We start from the raw sequence: 19,249 nt of genomic DNA, 5'->3' as shown, positions 1-19,249 counted from the left end.
CGGCCCCGCAGGGCCGGGGACCACACGTCGGCGGAGATCACTGCGCGGAGGCCGGCTTGCCGAACAGCTCGCGCAGCACGTCCTCCATCGTGACCAGGCCCGTCATGACCCCGTCGGCCCCGAGGACCGCAGCCAGGTGCGTACGGCTGCGCCGCATCGCGGTCAGCACGTCGTCCAGCGGGGTCTCGGCCCGCACCTGGGCGATCGGCCGCAGCGCCGAGACCGGGAAGGGCTCGTCCCGCTCCGCCACGTCCAGGACGTCCTTGACGTGCAGGTAGCCGAGGATCCCGTGCTGCGCGTCGACGACGGGGAAGCGGGAGTACCCGGACTCGGCCGACAGCAGCTCCAGACCGGCGGGCGTGATGCCCTGCCGGGCCGAGACCACCCGGTCCGCGGGCAGCACCACATCGGTGACCGGCCTGCGCCCCAGCTCCAGGGCGTCGTGCAGCCGCTCGCTCGCCCTGTCGTCGATGAGCCCCGCGTCACTGGAGTCCTTCACGATCCGTGCCAGCTCGTCGTCCGTGAACGTCGCCGCGACCTCGTCCTTCACATCCACCCGCAGCAGCCGCAGCAGCGCGTTGGCGAAGGCGTTGATCGCGAAGATCACCGGCCGCAGCGCCCGGGTGAGGGCCACCAGCGGCGGTCCGAGCAGCAGCGCGGTGCGCACCGGCTCGGCCAGCGCCACGTTCTTCGGCAGCATCTCGCCGAAGAGCATGTGCAGGTACGTCGCCAGGGCCAGCGCCACCACGAAGGAGATCACGTGGGTCACGCCGGACGGCACCCCGACCAGGTCGAACAGCGGGGTCAGCAGGTGCGCGATGGCGGGCTCAGCCACCACACCGAGCACCAGGGTGCACAGCGTGATGCCCAGCTGCGCCGCCGCCATCAGCGCGGACACGTGCTCCAGCGCCCACAGGACGGCGCGGGCCCGCCGGTCGCCCTGCTCGGCGTACGGCTCGATCTGGCTGCGCCGGACGGAGATCAGCGCGAACTCCGCGCCGACGAAGAAGGCGTTGACGACCAGGGTCGCCAGGCCGATCAGCAACTGCACCGCGGTCATCGGACCCCCTCCGTACCCTCGTCGGCCACGGGCACGTGCAACAGCACCCGCGCGGCCCGCCGGCCGCTCGCGTCCACGACGTCCAGGCGCCAACCGTCCAGCTCCAGGCTGTCGCCGACGACCGGGATCCGGCCCAGCTCGGTCGCTATCAGACCGGCCAGCGTCTCGTACGGGCCTTCCGGCACGCGCAGCCCGATCCGCTGGAGCTGGTCGGTGCGCGCGGCGCCCTCGGCGGAGTAGAGCCTGCGCCCCGCCTCGTCCTCGCCGGCCGGGGCCAGGTCGGAGGTCTCGTGCGGGTCGTGCTCGTCGCGGACCTCACCGACGACTTCTTCGACGATGTCCTCCAGCGTGGCCACACCGGCCGTGCCGCCGTACTCGTCGATGACCACGGCCATCGTCTGCTTGCCGGACAGCCGGTCCAGCAGCCGGTCCACGGTCAGGGACTCCGGTACGAGGAGCGGCTCGCGCAGCAGTGAGGACACCGGGCGGTGGTGCCGCTCCTCGGCGGGCAGCGCCAGTACGTCCTTGATGTGCACGGTGCCGACGACGGTGTCGAGGTTGCCCCGGTAGACGGGGAAGCGCGACAGGCCGGTGGCCAGCGTCGCGTTCGCCACGTCCTCGGCGGTGGTCTGCACTTCGAGGGCGGTGACCTGGACGCGCGGGGTCATGACGTTCTCGGCGGTGAGGTCGGCGAGGTTCAGGGTCCGCACGAACAGTTCGGCGGTGTCCTTCTCCAGCGCACCGGCCTTCGCGGAGTGCCGGGCCAGCGCCACCAGCTCCTGCGGGGTGCGCGCGGAGGCCAGCTCCTCGGCGGGCTCCATGCCGAACCGCCGCACCATGTGGTTGGCGGTGGTGTTCAGGTGGCCGATCAGCGGGCGGAAGGCCCGGCTGAAGACCCGCTGCATGGTGGCCACGCGCTTGGCGACGGCCAGCGGCGAGGAGATCGCCCAGTTCTTGGGCACCAGTTCGCCGACGACCATCAGGACGACGGTCGACAGGGCGGTGCCCAGGACCAGGGCGGTGGAGGAGGCGGCGCCGGAGGACAGGCCCATGTCCTCGAAGGGGCCCTTGAGCAGGGCGGCGATCGAGGGCTTGGAGATCATGCCGATGACCAGGCCGGTCACGGTGATGCCCAGCTGGGCGCCGGAGAGCTGGAAGGTCAGGCTCCGTACGGCGGCCAGGGCGCTGTCGGCCCCGCGCTCGCCGCGCTCGACGGCCCGCTCCAGCTCGCTGCGCTCGATGGTGGTCAGCGAGAACTCGGCCGCGACGAAGGCCCCGCACGCAAGGCAGAGCAGCAGCGCCACGACGAGGAGGAGCACTTCGGTCATCGGTCGATCACCTCCGTCCCATGATCGGCCAGGAGGAGGGGTGTCGCGCGATGTCGTGGACTGGGAGGCTCGCCCATGGGCGGACGCTCACACCTTTCGTTCGAGTGGTGTTCGTGAGAACCATTGCTCACATGGTAAAGGAAGGGCAAAGGGATCGGATAATTCTTTTGGCCCAACATCCCGGGCCGTGATGGGATCCCCGGCATGACTGATCTTCACATCGGACCCGCCGAGGAATCCGACCTCGCCGCCGTGCTCGACTTCTGGAAGGCCGCGGCCGAGGGCACGAGCATCAGCGACGACCTCGACGGCGTGGGGCGCCTGTACGCCCGTGACCCGCAGGCCCTGCTGCTCGCGCGCCGCGACGGCGAGCTCGTCGGCACGGTCATCGCCGGCTTCGACGGCTGGCGCTGCCACCTGTACCGGCTCGCCGTGCACCCGCAGCACCGCAGGCAGGGGGTCGGATCGGCGCTGCTGGCCGCCGCCGAGGAGCGGTTCGTGGCCCTCGGCGGGCGACGCGCGGACGCCATGGTGCTCGTCCGCAACGAAAACGCGCACGGGGCGTGGAGCGCGGCCGGCTACCACCCCGAGGACCAGTGGACGCGCTGGGTGAAGCCGCTGAACGGGTGATCCCGCCCGGCGGCGGCCGCGCCAGGCGGTCGCGCCAGGCGGTCGCGCCGGGCGGTCGCGCCGGGCGGTCGCGCCGGGCGGTCGCGCCGGGCAGTCGCGCCGGGCAGTCGCGCCGGGCAGTCGCGCCGGGCAGTCGCGCCGGGCAGTCGGCGGTCCGCGGCCGGTGGCCGCGCGCCGCCGACGGCGTCACTCGTGCGCGATGGCCGCCAGTACGTTCATCCGCGCGGCCCGCAGCGCGGGCAGCACGGCCGCCGCCAGCCCGACCACCACCGAGCCGGCCACCACGGCGCCCATCACCGGCCACGGGATCTCCAGCGCGGTCATCCCCTGCAACTCCAGCACCTGCTGCATCGCCAGCCCCCACACCAGCCCGAGCCCGAGCCCCAGCACGGCGCCGAACACCGCGATCACCACCGATTCCAGGTGGATCATCCGGCGCAGTTGCGCCCGCGACAGGCCGACCGCCCGCAGCAACCCGATCTCGCGGGTCCGCTCCACCACCGAAAGGGCCAAGGTGTTCACCACCCCCAGCACCGCGATGATGATCGCCAGCGCCAGCAGTCCGTACACCAGCATCAGCATCACCGAGATCTGGCCCCGGATCAGCTCCTTGTAATCGGCCTGGTTGCGCACCTGCACCTGCGGATAGCCCGCCAGAGCCGTCTCCAGTCGTTCGCGCAGCGCCGCCACGTCACCGCCCCGCGCGCCGTTCACGTACACGGCCGCGTCCTGGCCGCCCGGCAGGTACGACTCCAGCGTGCCCATGCCCATGAACAGCCCGCCCTCGGCCCCGGGTGCCTGCGGCGCGTCCATGTCGGTCAGCGCCCCCACCGTCAGCGAAGCCTGCCGGCCGCCCGCGAACAGCACCGGAAGCACCGTCCCGACCCGGATACCGTGTGACACCGCGAAGTCCCGGTCCATCCCGATCCGGTCCGCCCCGAGCGCGGCCGGGGTCGCGCCCTCGGCATACGTCACGTGCGCCACCTCGTCGAGCTCCGGGTCGTAGCCGGCCGCCGAGGTCTCGATCCGGGCGCCGTCCGGAGCCGAGACCCGCAGTGGGGCGAACCTCTGGCGCACCACCAGGCCGCCCTGCGCGGAGCGGCGTACCGCCTGCGTCACCTCGGCGGGGAACGGCATGAAGTTCGCGTTCTGGACCACGTAGTCCGCGCCCAGCGTCCTGTCGATCTGCGCGTCGAAGGACGCCGCCATCGAGGAACTCGCCACCGACAGCCCGCTCACCAGCGCAAGCCCCACCATCAGCGCCGACGCGGTGGCTCCCGTCCGGCGCGGGTTGCGCAGCGCGTTGCGCCGGCTGAGCCGCCCGACCGCGCCGAACACCCGCGGGAACGCACCCCCCAGCACCCGGACCACCGGCCGTACGAGCAGCGGCCCCGCCACCACCATCGCCACCAGCGTCAGTACGACGCCCAGCCCGAGCAGCGCCGAAGCGCTCGCCGTACGGGTGCCGGCCGCGCACCCCGCCAGGGCGGCGATCCCCGCCGCGCCCAGCAGGCCGCCCACGGTGCCCCGTACGGTCAGCGGCTTCCCCTGGCCCGACACCTCGGCGTCCGCCAGCGCCGCCATCGGGGAGACCGCGGCTGCGCGCCGGGCCGGGAGGTACGCCGCCACGAGGGTGACGCCCAGTCCGACGGCGTAGGCCGCCATCGGAGTTCCCCAGCCGATGGCCATCTCGGCCGCGCTCAGGTTCATCCCGGCCAGGCCCATCAGTTCCATCAGGGCCGCCGCCAGCCCGATCCCGGCCGCGAGACCCAGCGTGGAGCCGGTCAGCCCCAGCAGCAGCGCCTCCGTCAGCACCGAACGGCGGACCTGCCTGCGGTCGGCGCCGAGCGCGCGCAGCAGCCCGAGCTCGCGCGTGCGCTGGGCGATCAGCATCGAGAAGGTGTTGACGATGAGGAAGATCCCGACCAGTACCGCCACACCGGCGAAGCCGAGCATCACGTACTTGACGACGGACAGGAACCCGCCGAGCTGCGCGGCGGCGCTCTTCGCCTGCTCGGCCGCCGTCCGCAGCTCGTAGCCCGGGCCGAGGGCGGCCGCGATCCGCGCCTTCAGCTCCGCGTCCGGGACCCCGGGGGCCGCGTCCACCGCGATGGCCGATGCGCGGTCGGCTCCGCCGAGCAGCTGCCGCTGGGCGGCGGAGGTCTCCAGGAAGACGAGGGCCGCGCCCGGGTTGGTGGTGGTGAAGGTCGCGATGCCGGTGACCCGGACCCGGAAGGAACCGGGCGGGGCGAGGACGGTGAGGGTGTCCCCGATACGCACCTTGCGCTTGTCCGCGGTGTCCCGGTCGAGCAGGGCCTCGCCCGGACCGGCCGGCTCGCGGCCGCTGGTCAGCTTCACGGGGGTGCGCGGGGTGACGTACCAGTTGGCGGCGATCGTCGGCCCGCCGGTGGTCGGGCCCACCGGCTCGTTCGCCGAGTCCACGACCGTGACGTTCTCGACGGTGGCGTCGACGTGGACGCCCGCGACGCCGGGGACGGCCCCGACCCGGTCCGCGAGGTCGGCGGGGACGGTGGGCACGACGCCCGAGGGGAGGGTCTCGGCGAAGTCCTCCGCCGGACCGACCGTCACATCGGCGGAGGTGGAGGCGAAGAGGCGGTCGAAGGTCCGGGTGACCGTGTCCGAGAAGATCAGGCTGCCGGAGACGAACGCCACCGACAGCAGGACCGCGAGCGCGGACAGCAGCAGGCGGCCCTTGTGGGCGAGGAAGCTGCGCAGGCTGGCCCGGAGCACGGCCTCAGCCCTCGGGGGTGTCGGCGGCGGGCGCGTCGGCCGGGGGCGTGCCGTCCGGGGCGAGGCCGGCCGCGGGCAGACCGCTTGTGGTCAGGCCGGTCGCGGGGAGAGCAGTTGCGGGCAGACCGGCGCCGGGGGAGGAGAAGCGGCGCATCCGTTCCAGCACGGCCTCCGCCGTGGGGTCCGGCATCCGGTCGACGATCCGGCCGTCGGCGAGGAAGAGCACCAGGTCCGCATGGCCGGCGGCGCCGGGGTCGTGGGTCACCATCACCACGGTCTGGCCCAGCGAGTCCACCGCCGTGCGCAGGAAGCCGAGCACTTCGGCCCCGGAACGGGAGTCCAGGTTGCCGGTGGGCTCGTCCGCGAAGATCAGCTCGGGCCGGGAGGCGAGGGCGCGGGCGCAGGCCACGCGCTGCTGCTGGCCGCCCGAGAGCTGGCTGGGGCGGTGGTGGAGGCGGTCGCGCAGGCCCAGGGTGTCGATGACGCGGTCCAGCCACTCCTGGTCGGGGCGCCGGCCGGCTATGTCCATCGGCAGCGTGATGTTCTCGGCGGCGGTCAGGGTCGGCAGGAGGTTGAACGACTGGAACACGAAGCCGACCCGGTCGCGCCGCAGCCGGGTCAGCCGGCGGTCGGGCAGGCCGGTGATCTCGGTGTCCCCGAGCCAGACCTGCCCGGCGGACACGGTGTCCAGCCCGGCCAGACAGTGCATCAGCGTGGACTTGCCGGAACCGGAGGGCCCCATCACCGCCGTGAACCGGCCGCGGGCGATGTCCACGTCGACCGCGTCCAGCGCCAGTACGCAGGTCTCCCCACTGCCGTACGCCTTGGTGAGGGCGCGGGCACGGGCCGCGGTCGGAGCCGGCGCCTCGGTCTCCACGGGCTGGGTACGGGCCACTTGCTCTCCCCGGGGTTGGACGATCGCCTTGTCGGGGGCGAGAGTAGGCCTGGAACCGCGGCTTCGGAATGGGCTACGCGGGGGAGCGCCGGGCCGATCCGATGACGCAGTACGAGGTCGGCAGCGCCGGCCCGCGCGCAGGCAGCCGGAACCGGCGCCGGGAGACGATCCGGAATCCGGCGGCCTCGATCGCGGCGACGGGGTCGCGGGACGTGTGGCACCCGCCGAACAGGTGGGGCCAGACGGTACGGTCCAACCCCCGCTGGACGGCGGCCATGCCGCGGCCGGGCGCCGCTCCGTGCTCGAAGAACCGCAGCTCGGCGTCGGGGCGGAGCACGCGGTGCAGCTCCGCGAGGGAGCGCCGCAGGTCCCGTACGGTGCACAGCACGAGGCAGGCGACGGCGGCGTCGAAGGCCTCGCTCTTGACCGGCAGGGCCTCGGCGGCGCCGGGCACGACGTCCACGGGGACCTCCGCTCGCAGGGCCGCATCGACCGCGAGCCGGCGCAGGGTGCGCTCGGGCTCCACGGCGACGACCTCGGAGACGGCGCGCGGGTAGTGCGCGAAGTTGAGGCCGTTGCCGGCGCCGATCTCGATGACGCGGCCGCTCACTCCCTGCAGGAGCTCCCGGCGCAGCACGGCGATGCCGCCCCGGGTGTCGGCCTGGACGCTGGCGCGGGCGTAGAAGCGGGCGAAGAGCGGATGGTGGACTGGGTCAGCGGACGGCGGGCCGGATGCGGGTTTGCTCTGCTTCGGCATGACGTACCTCCGGGGCGGACGGACGCGTAACGTCAGTCTCCCCCGGATCGCGGACCCCATCCCCCGTCGCTACGCCGGCCAGGCCGCCAGGAACGACTCCGCCGACCAGGTGCCCGAGAGCGTCGGGTCCAGCCAGCCGGGGCAGGCGCGGCGGAAGGCCTGCGGGTCCAGGCCGCCCGAGCCCTGCGGCACCGCGCCCAGGAGGGGGAGTCCCGAGACCGCGGGAAGGTCGGCCAGGTTGCAGCGGGCGGCCAGGTCGGGCTGTTCCGGCCAACTGCCGATGACCACGCCGAGGCCGGTCAGGCCCCGGGCGCGCAGGGCCTCGGCGGTGAGGGCCGTCGAGTTGAGCGTGCCCAGGCCCGCCGGCGCGACGACCAGTGTCGGCGCGCCGAGCAGCCGGGCCGCGTCGGCCAGGGTGTTCCCGTCGGCGTCGAAGCGCACCAGGAGTCCGCCCGCGCCCTCCACCAGCACCAGGTCGTGATCGGCGGACAGCCGCTCGGCCGCCTGCGCGATCTCGGCCGGGGACAGCGTGGCCAGACCCGCGCGGCGGGCCGCCGTGTCCGGGGCCAACGGCTCGGGGTAGCGGGCCAGTTCCACCGCCGTCATGGCCGGCCCGGCCAGCCGGACGGCTTCCGCCGCGTCACCCGGCTCGTCCGGCGTCACGCCCGTCTGGGCGGGCTTGAGGACCGCCACCGAGCGGCCGGCGGCCAGTGCGGCCGCCGCGACGGCCGAGGTGACCACCGTTTTGCCGATTTCCGTACCGGTCCCCGAGACCATCACCACGGTCATGTCAGCCCTCCCGTGCCGCGGCGGTGACCGCGCGGCAGATGCGCGCCACGTCGGCGTCGCCCGTGACGAACGGGGGCATGGTGTAGATCAGGTCCCGGAACGGGCGCAGCCAGACGCCTTCCGCGACGGCCGCCCGGGTCGCGCGCGCCATGTCGACGGGGCGGTCGAGCTGGACCACGCCGATGGCACCGAGGACCCGGACCTCCTTGACCCCCGGAAGCGCGGCGGCCGGGGCGAGGCCTTCGCGCAGGCCCGCCTCGATCCGCTTGACCTCGCGGGCCCAGTCCTGGTTCAGGAGCAGGTCGATCGAGGCCAGCGCCACCGCCGTCGCGAGCGGGTTGCCCATGAAGGTGGGTCCGTGCGCCAGTACCGGCACCTCGCCCTGCGAGATGCCGACGGCCACCCGCTCCGTGCAGAGCGTCGCCGCCAGCGAGAGGTAGCCGCCGGTCAGCGCCTTGCCCACGCAGATCACGTCCGGGGTGATCCCGGCGTGGTCGGCCGCGAACAGCGCGCCCGTGCGGCCGAACCCGGTCGCGATCTCGTCCAGGATCAGGAGGACCCCGTACTCGTCGCACAGCTCGCGCAGCACCCGCAGGTAGCCCGGGTTGTGGAAGCGCATGCCGCCCGCGCCCTGCACCACCGGCTCCACGATCACGGCGGCCAGCTCGTCCGCGTGCGCGGCGATGAGGGACCGCAGGTGGTCGGCGTACGCGGGGTCGACCGGGGTGTCGAAGTCGCCGGGCGGCGCGTCCGCGAACAGCTGCTTGGGCAGGTGGCCCGACCACAGCTCGTGCATCCCGCCCTCGGGGTCGCACACGGCCATCGGCTGCCAGGTGTCACCGTGGTAGCCGCCGCGCCAGGTCATGAGCCGGGTCTTGCCGGTCCGCCCCACCGAGCGCCAGTACTGGAGGCACATCTTCACGGCGACCTCGACGGCCACCGAACCCGAGTCGGAGAGGAAGACGTGGTCCAGCCCGGCCGGGGTGATCTCGACCAGTCGCGCGGCCAGCCGGACGGCGGGCTCGTGGGTGAGCCCGCCGAACATGACGTGCGACATGCGGCCGAGCTGGTCGGTCGCGGCCTCGTTCAGCGCAGGGTGGTTGTAGCCGTGGATCGCCGACCACCAGGAGGACATGCCGTCCACCAGCTCGTCCCGGCCCTGGGCCGGTGCGCCGAGGCGCAGCCGGACGCCCGAGGCGGAGGAGACCAGCAGCGGCCCCTCCCGCCCGGGCATCGGACCGTACGGGTGCCAGACGTGCTGCCGGTCCAGGCCGAGCAGTTCGGCGGCGTCCGGCAGCGCGTCCAGCGGGTCGTGCACGGGGTGCTGGTCAGGCATTGGGCGCGAGATCCGTTCCCGCGCCGCGGCGGCGGACCGCAACCAGGTCCGAGCGCACCTCGCCCGCATCGGCCTGCGCCGGTACGGCCGCCGGCTCCGCGTGCCCGGAGCAGCCGCCGCAGGCCGAGCCGCAGCCGGCCTCGTCGGCGGAGCCCGCGGCACCCGCAGCGGAACCCGAGCCGCACACCGAGGCGCCGCCGCCGTGCGAGCCGCAGCCCCCGCCCGTGGCCGCCGCGGCCGCGGCGTCGGAGCGGTGCGCGGGGAGGGTGGTCGTACCGGCACCCTCCACCTCGAAGCCGGCATCGGCGATCATGTCGAGGTCGGCCTGGCCGGCCTGGCCCTCACTGGTGAGGTAGTCGCCGAGGAAGATCGAGTTGGCGATGTTCAGCGCGAGCGGCTGCATCGAGCGCAGGTGCACCTCGCGGCCGCCGGCGATCCGGACCTCCACGTCGGGGCAGACGAACCGGACCATCGCGAGGATCCGCAGGCAGCGCTGCGGGGTGAGGTTCCACTCCTTGGCGAGCGGGGTGCCCTCGAACGGGATGAGGAAGTTGACCGGCACCGAGTCCGAGTCCAGCTCGCGCAGCGAGTAGACGACGTCGACCAGGTCCTCGTCGCTCTCGCCCATGCCCGCGATCAGGCCCGAGCAGGCCGACAGGCCCGCCGCGTGCGCCTTCTGCACGGTGTCGACGCGGTCCGCGTACGTGTGGGTCTTGGTGATCTGGCCGTACGTCGCCTCGGAGGTGTTGAGGTTGTGGTTGTAGGCATCGGCACCCGCGTCCTTCAGACGCTCCGCCTGCCCGTCCGAGAGCAGGCCGAGGCAGGCACAGACCTCGATGCCCTCGTTCTGCTCCTTGATGGCCTCGATGGTCTTGCCGACCCGGTCCACGTCGCGGTCCGTGGGCCCGCGGCCGCTCGCCACCAGGCACACCCGCTTGGCCCCGCCCGCGACACCGGCGGCCGCGGCCTGGGAGGCCTCCTCGGGCTTCAGCCAGGTGTACTTGAGGATCTCGGCCTTCGAGCCCAGCCGCTGCGAGCAGTAGGAGCAGTCCTCGGGGCAGAGGCCGGATTTCAGGTTGACCAGGTAGTTCAGCTTGACCCGACGCCCGAACCACTGGCGGCGCACCTTGCCGGCCGCGGCCACCACGTCGAGCAGTTCGTCGTCAGAGGTCGCCAGCACGGCGAGTGCCTCTTCGCGGGTCGGCAGCTCGCGCCGCAGCCCCTTGTCCACCAGGGTGTTCAGCAGGTCCATGACGCCGATCCTGGACCACACGACCACTCCCGGCCAAGGAGAGATCCAACAACATGGCCGGAACGGAGTGTGTGTATCGCCACACCTGGCGCTCTAGTGACGGCGGCTAGGGTCGGGCAGGTCTGTGGACTGCCGACAAAACGCGAGGACCGCCGATGCCCCAGCACAACCCCGAACCCGTGGACGTCTTCGCCTGGATCGACGACGCGGAGCAGGCCCGCGAGCAGGCCGGACTCGTCCGGACCCTGCGCCCGCGCGAGGCCTCCTCGCCGCTCCTCGATCTCGCGAGCAACGACTATCTCGGACTGTCCAGGCACCCCGAGACGGTACGCGGCGCCCGCGAGGCGGCCGAGCGTTGGGGGGCCGGAGCAACTGGATCCCGCCTCGTGACGGGTACGACCGAGCTTCATGCCGAGCTCGAGCGCGAGCTCGCGGACTTCTGCGGTTTCGAGGCCGCGCTCGTCCTGTCGTCCGGGTACGCCGCCAACCTCGCCGCCGTCACCGCGCTCAGCGACCGCGGCACGCTGGTCGTCTCGGACGCCGGGAACCACGCCTCGATCGTGGACGGCTGCCGCCTCTCGCGCGCCGAGACCGCCGTCGTCCCGCACTCCGACCCCGAGACCGCGCGCAAGACGCTCGCCGCGCACGAGGGCCGGGCGCTGCTCGTCAGCGACTCGGTGTTCTCCGTGGACGGGGACGCCGCACCGCTCGCCGACTACGCCGCCGCCTGCCGTGACGAGGGCGCGGCCCTGGTCGTGGACGACGCGCACGGGCTGGGCGTACTGGGCGAGGGCGGCCGTGGCGCGCTGCACGCCGCCGGGCTCGCGGGCGCCCCCGGCGTGGTCGCCACGCTGACCCTCTCGAAGTCGCTGGGCAGCCAGGGCGGGGCCGTGCTCGGCCCGGCCAAGGTGATCAGGCACCTGATCAACACCGCCCGGACCTTCATCTTCGACACCGGGCTGGCACCGGCCGCCGCGGGCGCCGCGCTCGCGAGCCTGCGCCTGCTCCAGCGGGAACCGGAACGGGCCGGCCGGGCCCGCGAGGTGTCCGCCGAACTGTACGGGCGGCTCACCGCGTCCGGCCTGACCGCGGCCCGGCCGGACGCTGCCGTGGTGTCGGTACGGGCCCCGTCGGCCTCGGCGGCACTGCGCTGGGCCGCCGACTGCCGCGAGGCAGGTCTGTCCGTGGGGTGCTTCCGGCCGCCGTCGGTACCGGACGGCATTTCCCGGCTGCGGCTGACAGCCCGGGCCGATCTCACGGGGGACGAGATCACCCGGGCCGTCGAAACGATCCTGCGGACCGCTCCGGCCGGAGCCACGGACCACTGAGCGGAGCTACGCGAGCGTCGCGTCCGCCCGTACGGAGACGAGGAAGCCGTCCCAGGCCGGCCCGGTGAAGAGCACGGCCGGGCCGTCCGTCCGCTTGGAGTCGCGGACGGCCAGCAGGCCGTCACCGAGGACTGCGGTTTCCACGCAGTTGTTCATTCCGGTGCTGCGGCTGCTCCGCCGCCACCGCGCGCTGATCAGAAGTCCGCTGGTGGATAAGGGGGTTGCGGACACGGGGGGGTGCCTCCTTACGCGTCGTCAGCGAGTGAGCTGATGAGATCCGACGAGTCATGGGGCGGGAGGGCGTGCGCCTGGATGGTGCGGAACGCTGCGCTGTACGCCTCTAGGTCTTCCTTCCGCTCCAGATAGAGGCTACTCGTCAAGTGGTCGAGTACCACCACATCCAGATCGGCGATGTTCGGAAATGAGAAAATTACGAACGGTCCGGTCAGGCCGAGATGTCCCCCCACACTGAACGGCAGGACCTGTAGCCGCACTTGCGGCAGTCGCGCCATCTCCACCAGGTGGCGCAGCTGCTCCGCCATCACCCCCGGCCCGCCGATCTTCCGCCGGAGCACCGCCTCGTCCAGTACGGCGCTCAGCTCCAGCGGCGGACTCGCCCGCAGCACCGACTGCCGGGCCAGCCGTACCTCGACCAGCGCGTCCACCTTCGGCTCCGGCAGCCCGCCCAGCGCGGCCCGGGTCACGGCGCGCGCGTACTCGGGGGTCTGCAAGAGCCCCGGAACCACGGACAGTTCCACCGTGCGGGCCGACCGGGCGCCGGCCTCCAGGCTGATGAAGTCCCGGTACTCCTGCGGCAGCAGCCCCCGGTAGTCGTGCCACCACTGGCGGCCGCGCCCGGTGTCACCGCCGGGGGCGGGGCCGGTCGCCGAGACCGAGAGGGCCTCCAGCAGCGCCCGCTGCTCGGGGCTCACCAACTGCCCGTAGGCATCGAGGAGGAGGCGGATGTCCTCCACTTTGACGCCACTGCGTCCTGTCTCGATGCGGCTGATTTTCGACTGGTGCCATCCTACGAGCCGGGCCGCCTCACCGCTGGTGAGTCCGGACCGGTCGCGCAGTGCACGCAGCTCCTCGCCGAGCTTGCGCCGGCGTACCGCGGGACCGTGCTGCATACCCGCCTCCTTCCACCGGCACAGCTCGCACCAGTCTGCCGTCCAAATACGCTCTTCCGTAGCAGAGTTCACCGCATCGAGCGACAGATATATGCATAACTTGGGAGAACGGGCGAAACGGCGGCACGATGAGTGGCACTCTGGCGTCCAGCACAGATCCGGGGCGGTTCCGTCCCGGTGGGAAAGGGACCGTCGCCATGGCAGATCACCAGGAAGCATCCGTCACTCTGCCGAGCGATCCCGCTTCGGTCGCCAACGCCCGCCGCTACGTCGCGGAGGTGCTGAGCGAATGGGGGCTTTCCCAGGACGGCCCCGGCACCGACACGGCCGACAGCGTCCGGCTGATCGTCTCGGAACTCGCCACCAATGCCGTGCAGCACACTTTCGGCCAGTCGCCCACCTTCACCGTCGACGTCCGGCTCGAACGCGAGGAGTGGCTCCGCATCGGGGTGACCGACAGCCACCCGCGCTGGCCCAAGCGGCTCCCGGCCGCCGTCCAGCAGGACAACGGCCGGGGGATGGTCATCATCCGCTGGCTCACCGCGGAGGCCGGCGGCCGGCTCTCGGTCAGTCCCACCGAGGACGGCGGCAAGACCGTGTGGATCGCCCTGCCCTGGAGCGCCGGGTCCCCGGCGAAGGCTCCCACCGGCTGCTGAACCCCGGGCCGGTTCAGGCCCCGGCCCGCTCCGGTGCGCTGCGCTCGATGCACAGTTCGTTGCCCTCCGGGTCGGCGAGCACGACCCAGCCGGTGCCGTCCTCCCGGCGCTGGTCGTCCACGAGCTTGGCGCCGAGCCCGATGAGGCGCTGCACCGTCTCGTCGCGGGTGCCCGTCGGCGGCTGGATGTCCAGGTGCACGCGGTTCTTGACCGACTTCGCGTCCGGCACCCGGATGAACAGCAGTCCGGGCACACCGGGCTGCCCCGGCTCCAGCAGGATCTCGTCGTCACCCTCCACGTCGTCGGGGTGGATCGGGAACCCGGTCACGGCGGACCAGAACTCGGCGATCGCATAGGGGTCCAGGGCGTCGAAAGTGATGTGGTGGACGGGATTGAGAAACATGTGTCTCCTCGCGGGCGGATCCGTATACGGAACGGGGTGCGCGGGGCCCGGGAGTTGAACCGGGTACTTCCCCGAAACGTGGGTTAACTCAGTGGAAAAGAGCGGGTCCTAACGTGGCGCCACGGCCCCGCCAATGATCACCCCCAATGATCACCCATGAGCCGGCAAAGCGGCGGTGGTCGGAACGAAAAGCCTTTCCCCGCGTTGGCCAAGACACGCTTGGCTCGGATAAGCGCAGGTCAACAGAGTGTTGACGGCCTCTAGGGTCGACCCGGCCGCGACGGTTGATCTTGTCCCGGAAACTTGGTGATTCTTGTGCAACTGACACCACACGAGCAGGAGAGACTGCTCATCCACGTGGCCGCCGACGTGGCCGAGAAGAGAAGGGCCCGCGGTGTCCTGCTCAACCACCCCGAGGCCATCGCCCTGATCACCTCGCACATCCTCGAAGGGGCCCGCGACGGGCGGACCGTGGCCGAGCTCATGGCCTCCGGACGCACCGTTCTCGCCCGCAGCGAGGTCATGGAGGGGATCCCCGAGATGATCCACGACGTGCAGGTCGAGGCGACCTTCCCGGACGGCACCAAGCTCGTCACCGTCCACGACCCGATCGTCCGATAGGGAGTCCTCGCATGATCCCCGGCGAAATCGCCTACGGGGGCGGCCCGGTGCGCCTCAACGAGGGCCGCCCCGTCACCCGCCTCACCGTGCTCAACGCCGCCGATCGTCCCGTCCAGGTCGGCTCCCACTACCACTTCGCCGAGGCCAACCCCGGCCTCGAATTCGACAGGCCCGCCGCCCGGGGACTGCGGCTCAACGTCGCGGCCGGCACCGCGGTCCGCTTCGAGCCGGGCATCCCGGTCGCCGTGGAACTCGTTCCGCTGGGCGGCCTGCGCACCGTACCGGGGCTGCGCGGCGAGACCGGAGGGCCCCTCGATGGCTGAGATCTCGCGCCAGGTCTACGCCGACCTCTTCGGGCCGACGGCGGGCGATCGGATCCGGCTCGCCGACACCGACCTCTTCGTGGAAATCGAACGGGATCTCAGCGGCGGCCCCGGCCGGGCCGGCGACGAGGCCGTCTTCGGCGGCGGCAAGGTCATCCGCGAGTCGATGGGGCAGGCCCGCACCACCCGCGCCGAGGGCGCCCCCGACACCGTCATCACCGGGGTCGTCATCCTCGACCACTGGGGCGTCGTCAAGGCCGACCTGGGCATCCGCGACGGGCGGATCAGCGGCATCGGCAAGGCCGGCAACCCCGACACCATGGACGGCGTGGACCCCGCGCTCGTCATCGGCCCCGAGACGGAGATCATCGCGGGCAACGGGAAGATCCTCACCGCCGGAGCCATCGACGCCCACGTGCACTTCATCTCCCCGACGATCATCGACGAGGCCCTGGCCTCCGGGATCACCACCCTCGTCGGCGGCGGCACCGGACCCGCCGAGGGCACCAAGGCCACCACCGTCACCCCCGGGCCCTGGCACCTGGCCCGGATGTTCGCCGCGCTGGAGGCGTACCCCGTCAACATCGGCCTGCTCGGCAAGGGCAACACCATGTCCCGCGAGGGCATGTACTCCCAACTGCGCGGCGGCGCCCTCGGCTTCAAGCTCCACGAGGACTGGGGCTCGACCCCCGCCGTCATCGACGCCTGCCTGACCGTCTGCGACGAGACCGGCGCCCAGGCAGCCATCCACACCGACACCCTCAACGAGGCGGGATTCGTCGCCGACACCCTCGCCGCCATCGCCGGCCGGACGATCCACTCGTACCACACCGAGGGAGCGGGCGGCGGCCACGCACCCGACATCATCACCGTGGTCTCCGAGCCGAACGTCCTGCCCAGCTCCACCAACCCGACCCGGCCGCACACCGTCAACACCGTCGAGGAACACCTCGACATGCTGATGGTCTGCCACCACCTCAACCCGTCCGTCCCCGAGGACCTCGCCTTCGCCGAGTCCCGGATCAGGCCCTCCACCATCGCTGCCGAGGACGTCCTGCACGACCTGGGGGCCATCTCCATCATCTCCTCCGACTCCCAGGCCATGGGCCGCGTCGGCGAGGTCGTGCTGCGCACCTGGCAGACCGCCCACGTGATGAAGAAGCGGCGCGGCTTCCTCCCCGGCGACGGACCCGCCGACAACCACCGGGCCCGCCGCTACGTCGCCAAGTACACGATCAACCCCGCCGTGGCCCAGGGACTCGCCCGCGAGATCGGCTCCGTGGAGACCGGCAAACTCGCCGACCTGGTGCTGTGGGCCCCCGCCTTCTTCGGGGTCAAGCCCGCGCTCGTCATCAAGGGCGGCCAGATCGCCCACGCGCAGATGGGCGACGCCAACGCCTCCATCCCCACCCCGCAGCCCGTGCTGCCCCGCCCGATGTTCGGCGCCCACGGCCGGGCCCCCGCGCTGAACTCGCTCAACTTCACCGCGCAGGCCGCGCTCGACGACGGACTGCCCGAACGGCTCGGCCTCGGCAAGCCGTTCGTCGCCATCGAGAGCACCCGCAAGGTGAGCAAGGCCGACATGCGCAACAACGACGCCATGCCGAGGGTCGAGGTCGACGCCGACACCTTCACCGTCACCATCGACGGCGACGTCGTGGAACCGGCGCCCGCCGCCGAACTGCCCATGGCACAGAGATACTTCCTCTTCTGATGAGCCTCGCCGCACTCCTCGTCCTCGCCGACGGACGCTTCCCCGCCGGGGGCCACGCCCACTCCGGCGGGGCCGAGGCCGCCTGCAAGGCGGGCCGCATCCACGACGCGGCCACCCTGGAGGAGTTCTGCCGGGGCCGGCTGCACACCGCCGGCCTCGTCGCCGCCGGGCTCGCCGCGGCCGCCGCCCTGGGGCTCGACCCGGCCGATCTCGACGCCGCCGCCGAGGCCCGCACCCCCGTGCCCGCGCTGCGCACCGCCGCGCGGCGCCTGGGCCGCCAGCTGCTCCGCGCGGCCCGGGCCACCTGGCCCGCCGCCGAACTCGACGCGCTGGCCGTCGCGTTCCCGCGCGGGGCGCACCAGCCCGTCGTGCTCGGGGTCACCGCCCGGGCGGCCGGGCTCGGGCCGCATGCCGCCGCGCAGGTGGCGGCGTACGAGAGCGTCAGCGGCCCGGCGACGGCCACCGTACGGCTCCTGGGCCTGGACCCCTTCGAGGCGAGCGGGGTCCTGGCTCGGCTCGCCCCCGACCTGGACGCCGTAGCCGAGCAGGCGGCGGCCGCCGCCCTGCGCGCCCGCACAGACGGCCTGGAGGCGCTGCCCGCGGCCTCGTCGCCGCTGCTGGACGTGGCGGCGCAGATCCATGCCGACTGGCCGGTACGCCTCTTCGCTTCCTGAACCACCACCCAAGGAGTTCACATGCACCTCGACCACGCCGTGGTCCACCCCCACCGGCACACCCACAGTGCCGAGCCGGTCCGCCCCGACGGCACGCGCCGCGCCCTGCGCATCGGACTCGGCGGGCCGGTCGGCTCCGGCAAGACGGCCACCGTCGCCGCCCTGTGCCGGGCCCTGCGCACCGAACTGTCCATGGCCGTCGTCACCAACGACATCTACACGCGGGAGGACGCCGAGTTCCTGCTCCGCGAGGCGGTCCTGCCGCCCGAGCGGATCGCCGCCGTGGAGACCGGGGCCTGCCCGCACACCGCGATCCGCGACGACATCTCCGCCAACCTGGAGGCCGTGGAGGAGCTGGAGGAGGCCTTCCTGGAGAGCGGACCGCTCGACCTGATCCTCGTCGAGTCCGGCGGCGACAACCTCACCGCCACCTTCTCCCGGGGCCTGGTCGATGCCCAGATCTTCGTCATCGACGTGGCCGGCGGGGACGACATCCCGCGCAAGGGCGGCCCCGGCGTCACCACCGCCGACCTGCTCGTCGTGAACAAGACCGACCTGGCCCCCCACGTCGGCTCCGACCTGGACCGGATGGCCCGCGACGCCGCCGAACAGCGCGGTGGACTGCCGGTCGCCTTCCAGTCCCTGCGCGGCCCCGAGGGCGTGACCGGGGTGGCCGACTGGGTGCGCGAGCGGATGGCCGCCTGGGCCGTACGGTGACCGGCGCGCCGGCCGCCGACCTCACGGCACCCGCCCCGGCGGGACTGCGGGCCACCGCCCGCATCCGCGCAGCCGCCGACGGGCGCGGCGGCACCGCGCTGACGCTGCTGGCGGGGGAGGGGCCGCTCGCCCTGCGCCGCACCCGCGGCGAGGAAACCGCGGCGGAAGCGGGCGTCATGCTGGTCGGCGCCATGAGCGCTCCCCTCGGCGGTGACCGCCTCGGGGTCGAGGCCGAGGCGGGTCCGGGCGCCCGGCTGCTCCTGCGCTCGGCGGCGGCCACCCTCGCCCTGCCCGGCCGGGGCGGCGAGCCCGCGCGGTACGACGTACGGCTGACGGTGGCCGAGGAGGCGCGGGTGCGGTGGCTGCCGGAGCCGCTCGTCTCGGTCCGCGGCAGCCGGCTGCGGGTGCGCACCCGGGCGGAACTCGCCCCCACCGCCCGGCTGCTGCTGCGCGAGGAGCAGGTGCTGGGCCGCACCCGTGAGGCCCCGGGCCTGCTGCGCAGCCGGCTCACCGTGACCCGCGGCGGGCGCCCGCTCCTGGACCAGGAGCTGGCCTGCGGCCCCGGCGCGCCCGGTGGCTGGGACGGCCCCGCGGGGCTCGCGGGACACCGCGCGCTCGGCCAACTGCTGATCGTCGATCCGGACTTCGAGCAGGCACCGCCCGCCGCCGCGGTGCTCGGCGAGTTCGCCGCGGCCACCCCGCTGGCCGGTCCGGCGGTCCTGGTGACGGCCATGGCGCCTGACGCCCTGCGGCTGCGCGAACTGCTCGACGCCGCCTGCCTCACCTACGGTTGGTGACGCGGAGGGGAACCCCGGACGTACCGGACACCGCTCAGCGGTACACACCTTTCCGGTTATCGGGTTGGCAAAGAACACGACCGTGCTC

Annotated in this window: 20 protein-coding genes; 9 read left to right on the top strand and 11 right to left on the bottom strand. The window is 73.1% G+C overall.

Annotated features, from left to right (window positions below; all coding sequences use genetic code 11):
* Positions 1 to 37: 37 nt before the first annotated feature.
* Both AB0M99_RS25465 and AB0M99_RS25460 read right to left on the bottom strand, forming a co-directional pair.
* Complete coding sequence (locus AB0M99_RS25465; RefSeq protein WP_365924205.1) at positions 38 to 1,060, bottom strand: hemolysin family protein; 1,023 nt, start codon at positions 1,058 to 1,060, stop codon at positions 38 to 40.
* A complete protein-coding gene (locus AB0M99_RS25460) occupies positions 1,057 to 2,388 on the bottom strand; it encodes a hemolysin family protein (protein WP_365924203.1) in 1,332 nt (443 codons plus the stop codon). Before AB0M99_RS25460 ends, AB0M99_RS25465 begins: the two co-directional genes overlap by 4 nt.
* A gap of 204 nt (positions 2,389 to 2,592) precedes the next feature.
* Here AB0M99_RS25460 and AB0M99_RS25455 point away from each other — a divergent pair, with 204 nt between their 5' ends.
* Entirely contained in the window at positions 2,593 to 3,018 is a 426-nt protein-coding gene (locus tag AB0M99_RS25455) for a GNAT family N-acetyltransferase (RefSeq protein WP_365924201.1), read from the top strand.
* A 186-nt stretch (positions 3,019 to 3,204) separates the two neighbouring features.
* Here AB0M99_RS25455 and AB0M99_RS25450 read toward each other — a convergent pair whose 3' ends face one another.
* The 6 genes from AB0M99_RS25450 to bioB all read right to left on the bottom strand — a co-directional run bounded on the left by AB0M99_RS25450 (position 3,205) and on the right by bioB (position 10,798).
* Positions 3,205 to 5,769, bottom strand: a complete 2,565-nt coding sequence (locus AB0M99_RS25450; protein ID WP_365924199.1) for an ABC transporter permease — start codon at positions 5,767 to 5,769, stop codon at positions 3,205 to 3,207.
* Positions 5,770 to 5,773: 4 nt separating this feature from the next.
* On the bottom strand, positions 5,774 to 6,664 hold the full coding sequence (locus tag AB0M99_RS25445; protein ID WP_365924197.1) for an ABC transporter ATP-binding protein: 891 nt from the start codon (positions 6,662 to 6,664) through the stop codon (positions 5,774 to 5,776).
* Positions 6,665 to 6,737: 73 nt separating this feature from the next.
* Positions 6,738 to 7,421: a class I SAM-dependent methyltransferase gene (locus tag AB0M99_RS25440; protein WP_365924195.1), complete on the bottom strand. Its 684-nt coding sequence runs from the start codon at positions 7,419 to 7,421 to the stop codon at positions 6,738 to 6,740.
* A 69-nt stretch (positions 7,422 to 7,490) separates the two neighbouring features.
* The gene (gene bioD / locus AB0M99_RS25435; protein WP_365924193.1) at positions 7,491 to 8,210 is read right to left on the bottom strand and encodes a dethiobiotin synthase; all 720 of its coding nucleotides are present in this window, start codon (positions 8,208 to 8,210) and stop codon (positions 7,491 to 7,493) included.
* Between the two features lies 1 nt (position 8,211).
* Positions 8,212 to 9,546: an adenosylmethionine--8-amino-7-oxononanoate transaminase gene (locus AB0M99_RS25430; RefSeq protein WP_365924191.1), complete on the bottom strand. Its 1,335-nt coding sequence runs from the start codon at positions 9,544 to 9,546 to the stop codon at positions 8,212 to 8,214.
* Entirely contained in the window at positions 9,539 to 10,798 is a 1,260-nt protein-coding gene (gene bioB, locus AB0M99_RS25425) for a biotin synthase BioB (protein ID WP_365924189.1), read from the bottom strand. Before bioB ends, AB0M99_RS25430 begins: the two co-directional genes overlap by 8 nt.
* A 155-nt stretch (positions 10,799 to 10,953) precedes the next feature.
* Between bioB and AB0M99_RS25420 the strand changes: the two genes are divergently transcribed.
* A complete protein-coding gene (locus AB0M99_RS25420) occupies positions 10,954 to 12,126 on the top strand; it encodes an 8-amino-7-oxononanoate synthase (protein WP_365924187.1) in 1,173 nt (390 codons plus the stop codon).
* A 6-nt stretch (positions 12,127 to 12,132) separates the two neighbouring features.
* Here the strand turns inward: AB0M99_RS25420 and AB0M99_RS25415 are convergent, their stop codons facing one another.
* Together AB0M99_RS25415 and AB0M99_RS25410 are read right to left on the bottom strand one after the other, a co-directional pair.
* A complete protein-coding gene (locus AB0M99_RS25415; RefSeq protein WP_365924186.1) occupies positions 12,133 to 12,357 on the bottom strand; it encodes a DUF397 domain-containing protein in 225 nt (74 codons plus the stop codon).
* Positions 12,358 to 12,371: 14 nt separating this feature from the next.
* Complete coding sequence (locus tag AB0M99_RS25410; RefSeq protein WP_365924184.1) at positions 12,372 to 13,256, bottom strand: helix-turn-helix transcriptional regulator; 885 nt, start codon at positions 13,254 to 13,256, stop codon at positions 12,372 to 12,374.
* Between the two features lie 197 nt (positions 13,257 to 13,453).
* Here AB0M99_RS25410 and AB0M99_RS25405 point away from each other — a divergent pair, with 197 nt between their 5' ends.
* Positions 13,454 to 13,912, top strand: coding sequence for an ATP-binding protein (locus AB0M99_RS25405; protein WP_365924182.1), 459 nt, complete (start codon positions 13,454 to 13,456; stop codon positions 13,910 to 13,912).
* Positions 13,913 to 13,925: 13 nt separating this feature from the next.
* On the opposite strand, the gene AB0M99_RS25400 is transcribed toward AB0M99_RS25405, so the two are convergent.
* Positions 13,926 to 14,315 carry a VOC family protein gene (locus tag AB0M99_RS25400; protein ID WP_365924180.1) on the bottom strand — a complete coding sequence of 130 codons (390 nt, stop codon included), beginning with the start codon at positions 14,313 to 14,315 and terminating at the stop codon, positions 13,926 to 13,928.
* 315 nt (positions 14,316 to 14,630) lie between these two features.
* Here AB0M99_RS25400 and AB0M99_RS25395 point away from each other — a divergent pair, with 315 nt between their 5' ends.
* Genes AB0M99_RS25395 through AB0M99_RS25370 form a run of 6 tightly spaced genes read left to right on the top strand, consistent with a single transcriptional unit; the run spans position 14,631 to position 19,161 of the window.
* Complete coding sequence (locus AB0M99_RS25395) at positions 14,631 to 14,936, top strand: urease subunit gamma (protein ID WP_365924178.1); 306 nt, start codon at positions 14,631 to 14,633, stop codon at positions 14,934 to 14,936.
* Between the two features lie 11 nt (positions 14,937 to 14,947).
* Complete coding sequence (locus AB0M99_RS25390; RefSeq protein ID WP_365924176.1) at positions 14,948 to 15,259, top strand: urease subunit beta; 312 nt, start codon at positions 14,948 to 14,950, stop codon at positions 15,257 to 15,259.
* Positions 15,252 to 16,973: an urease subunit alpha gene (locus AB0M99_RS25385; protein ID WP_365924174.1), complete on the top strand. Its 1,722-nt coding sequence runs from the start codon at positions 15,252 to 15,254 to the stop codon at positions 16,971 to 16,973. The genes AB0M99_RS25390 and AB0M99_RS25385 overlap by 8 nt, the downstream gene beginning before the upstream one ends.
* Positions 16,973 to 17,647, top strand: coding sequence for an urease accessory UreF family protein (locus AB0M99_RS25380; RefSeq protein WP_365924172.1), 675 nt, complete (start codon positions 16,973 to 16,975; stop codon positions 17,645 to 17,647). Before AB0M99_RS25385 ends, AB0M99_RS25380 begins: the two co-directional genes overlap by 1 nt.
* Before the next feature lie 21 nt (positions 17,648 to 17,668).
* The gene (gene ureG, locus AB0M99_RS25375; protein WP_365924170.1) at positions 17,669 to 18,364 is read left to right on the top strand and encodes an urease accessory protein UreG; all 696 of its coding nucleotides are present in this window, start codon (positions 17,669 to 17,671) and stop codon (positions 18,362 to 18,364) included.
* The gene (locus AB0M99_RS25370) at positions 18,361 to 19,161 is read left to right on the top strand and encodes an urease accessory protein UreD (RefSeq protein ID WP_365924168.1); all 801 of its coding nucleotides are present in this window, start codon (positions 18,361 to 18,363) and stop codon (positions 19,159 to 19,161) included. Before ureG ends, AB0M99_RS25370 begins: the two co-directional genes overlap by 4 nt.
* Positions 19,162 to 19,249: the final 88 nt, after the last annotated feature.

Origin of the sequence: Streptomyces sp. NPDC051183 (genome assembly GCF_040682455.1) — a bacterium.
Lineage (GTDB): Bacteria > Actinomycetota > Actinomycetes > Streptomycetales > Streptomycetaceae > Streptomyces.
This window is presented reverse-complemented; position numbering and strand designations above follow the sequence as displayed.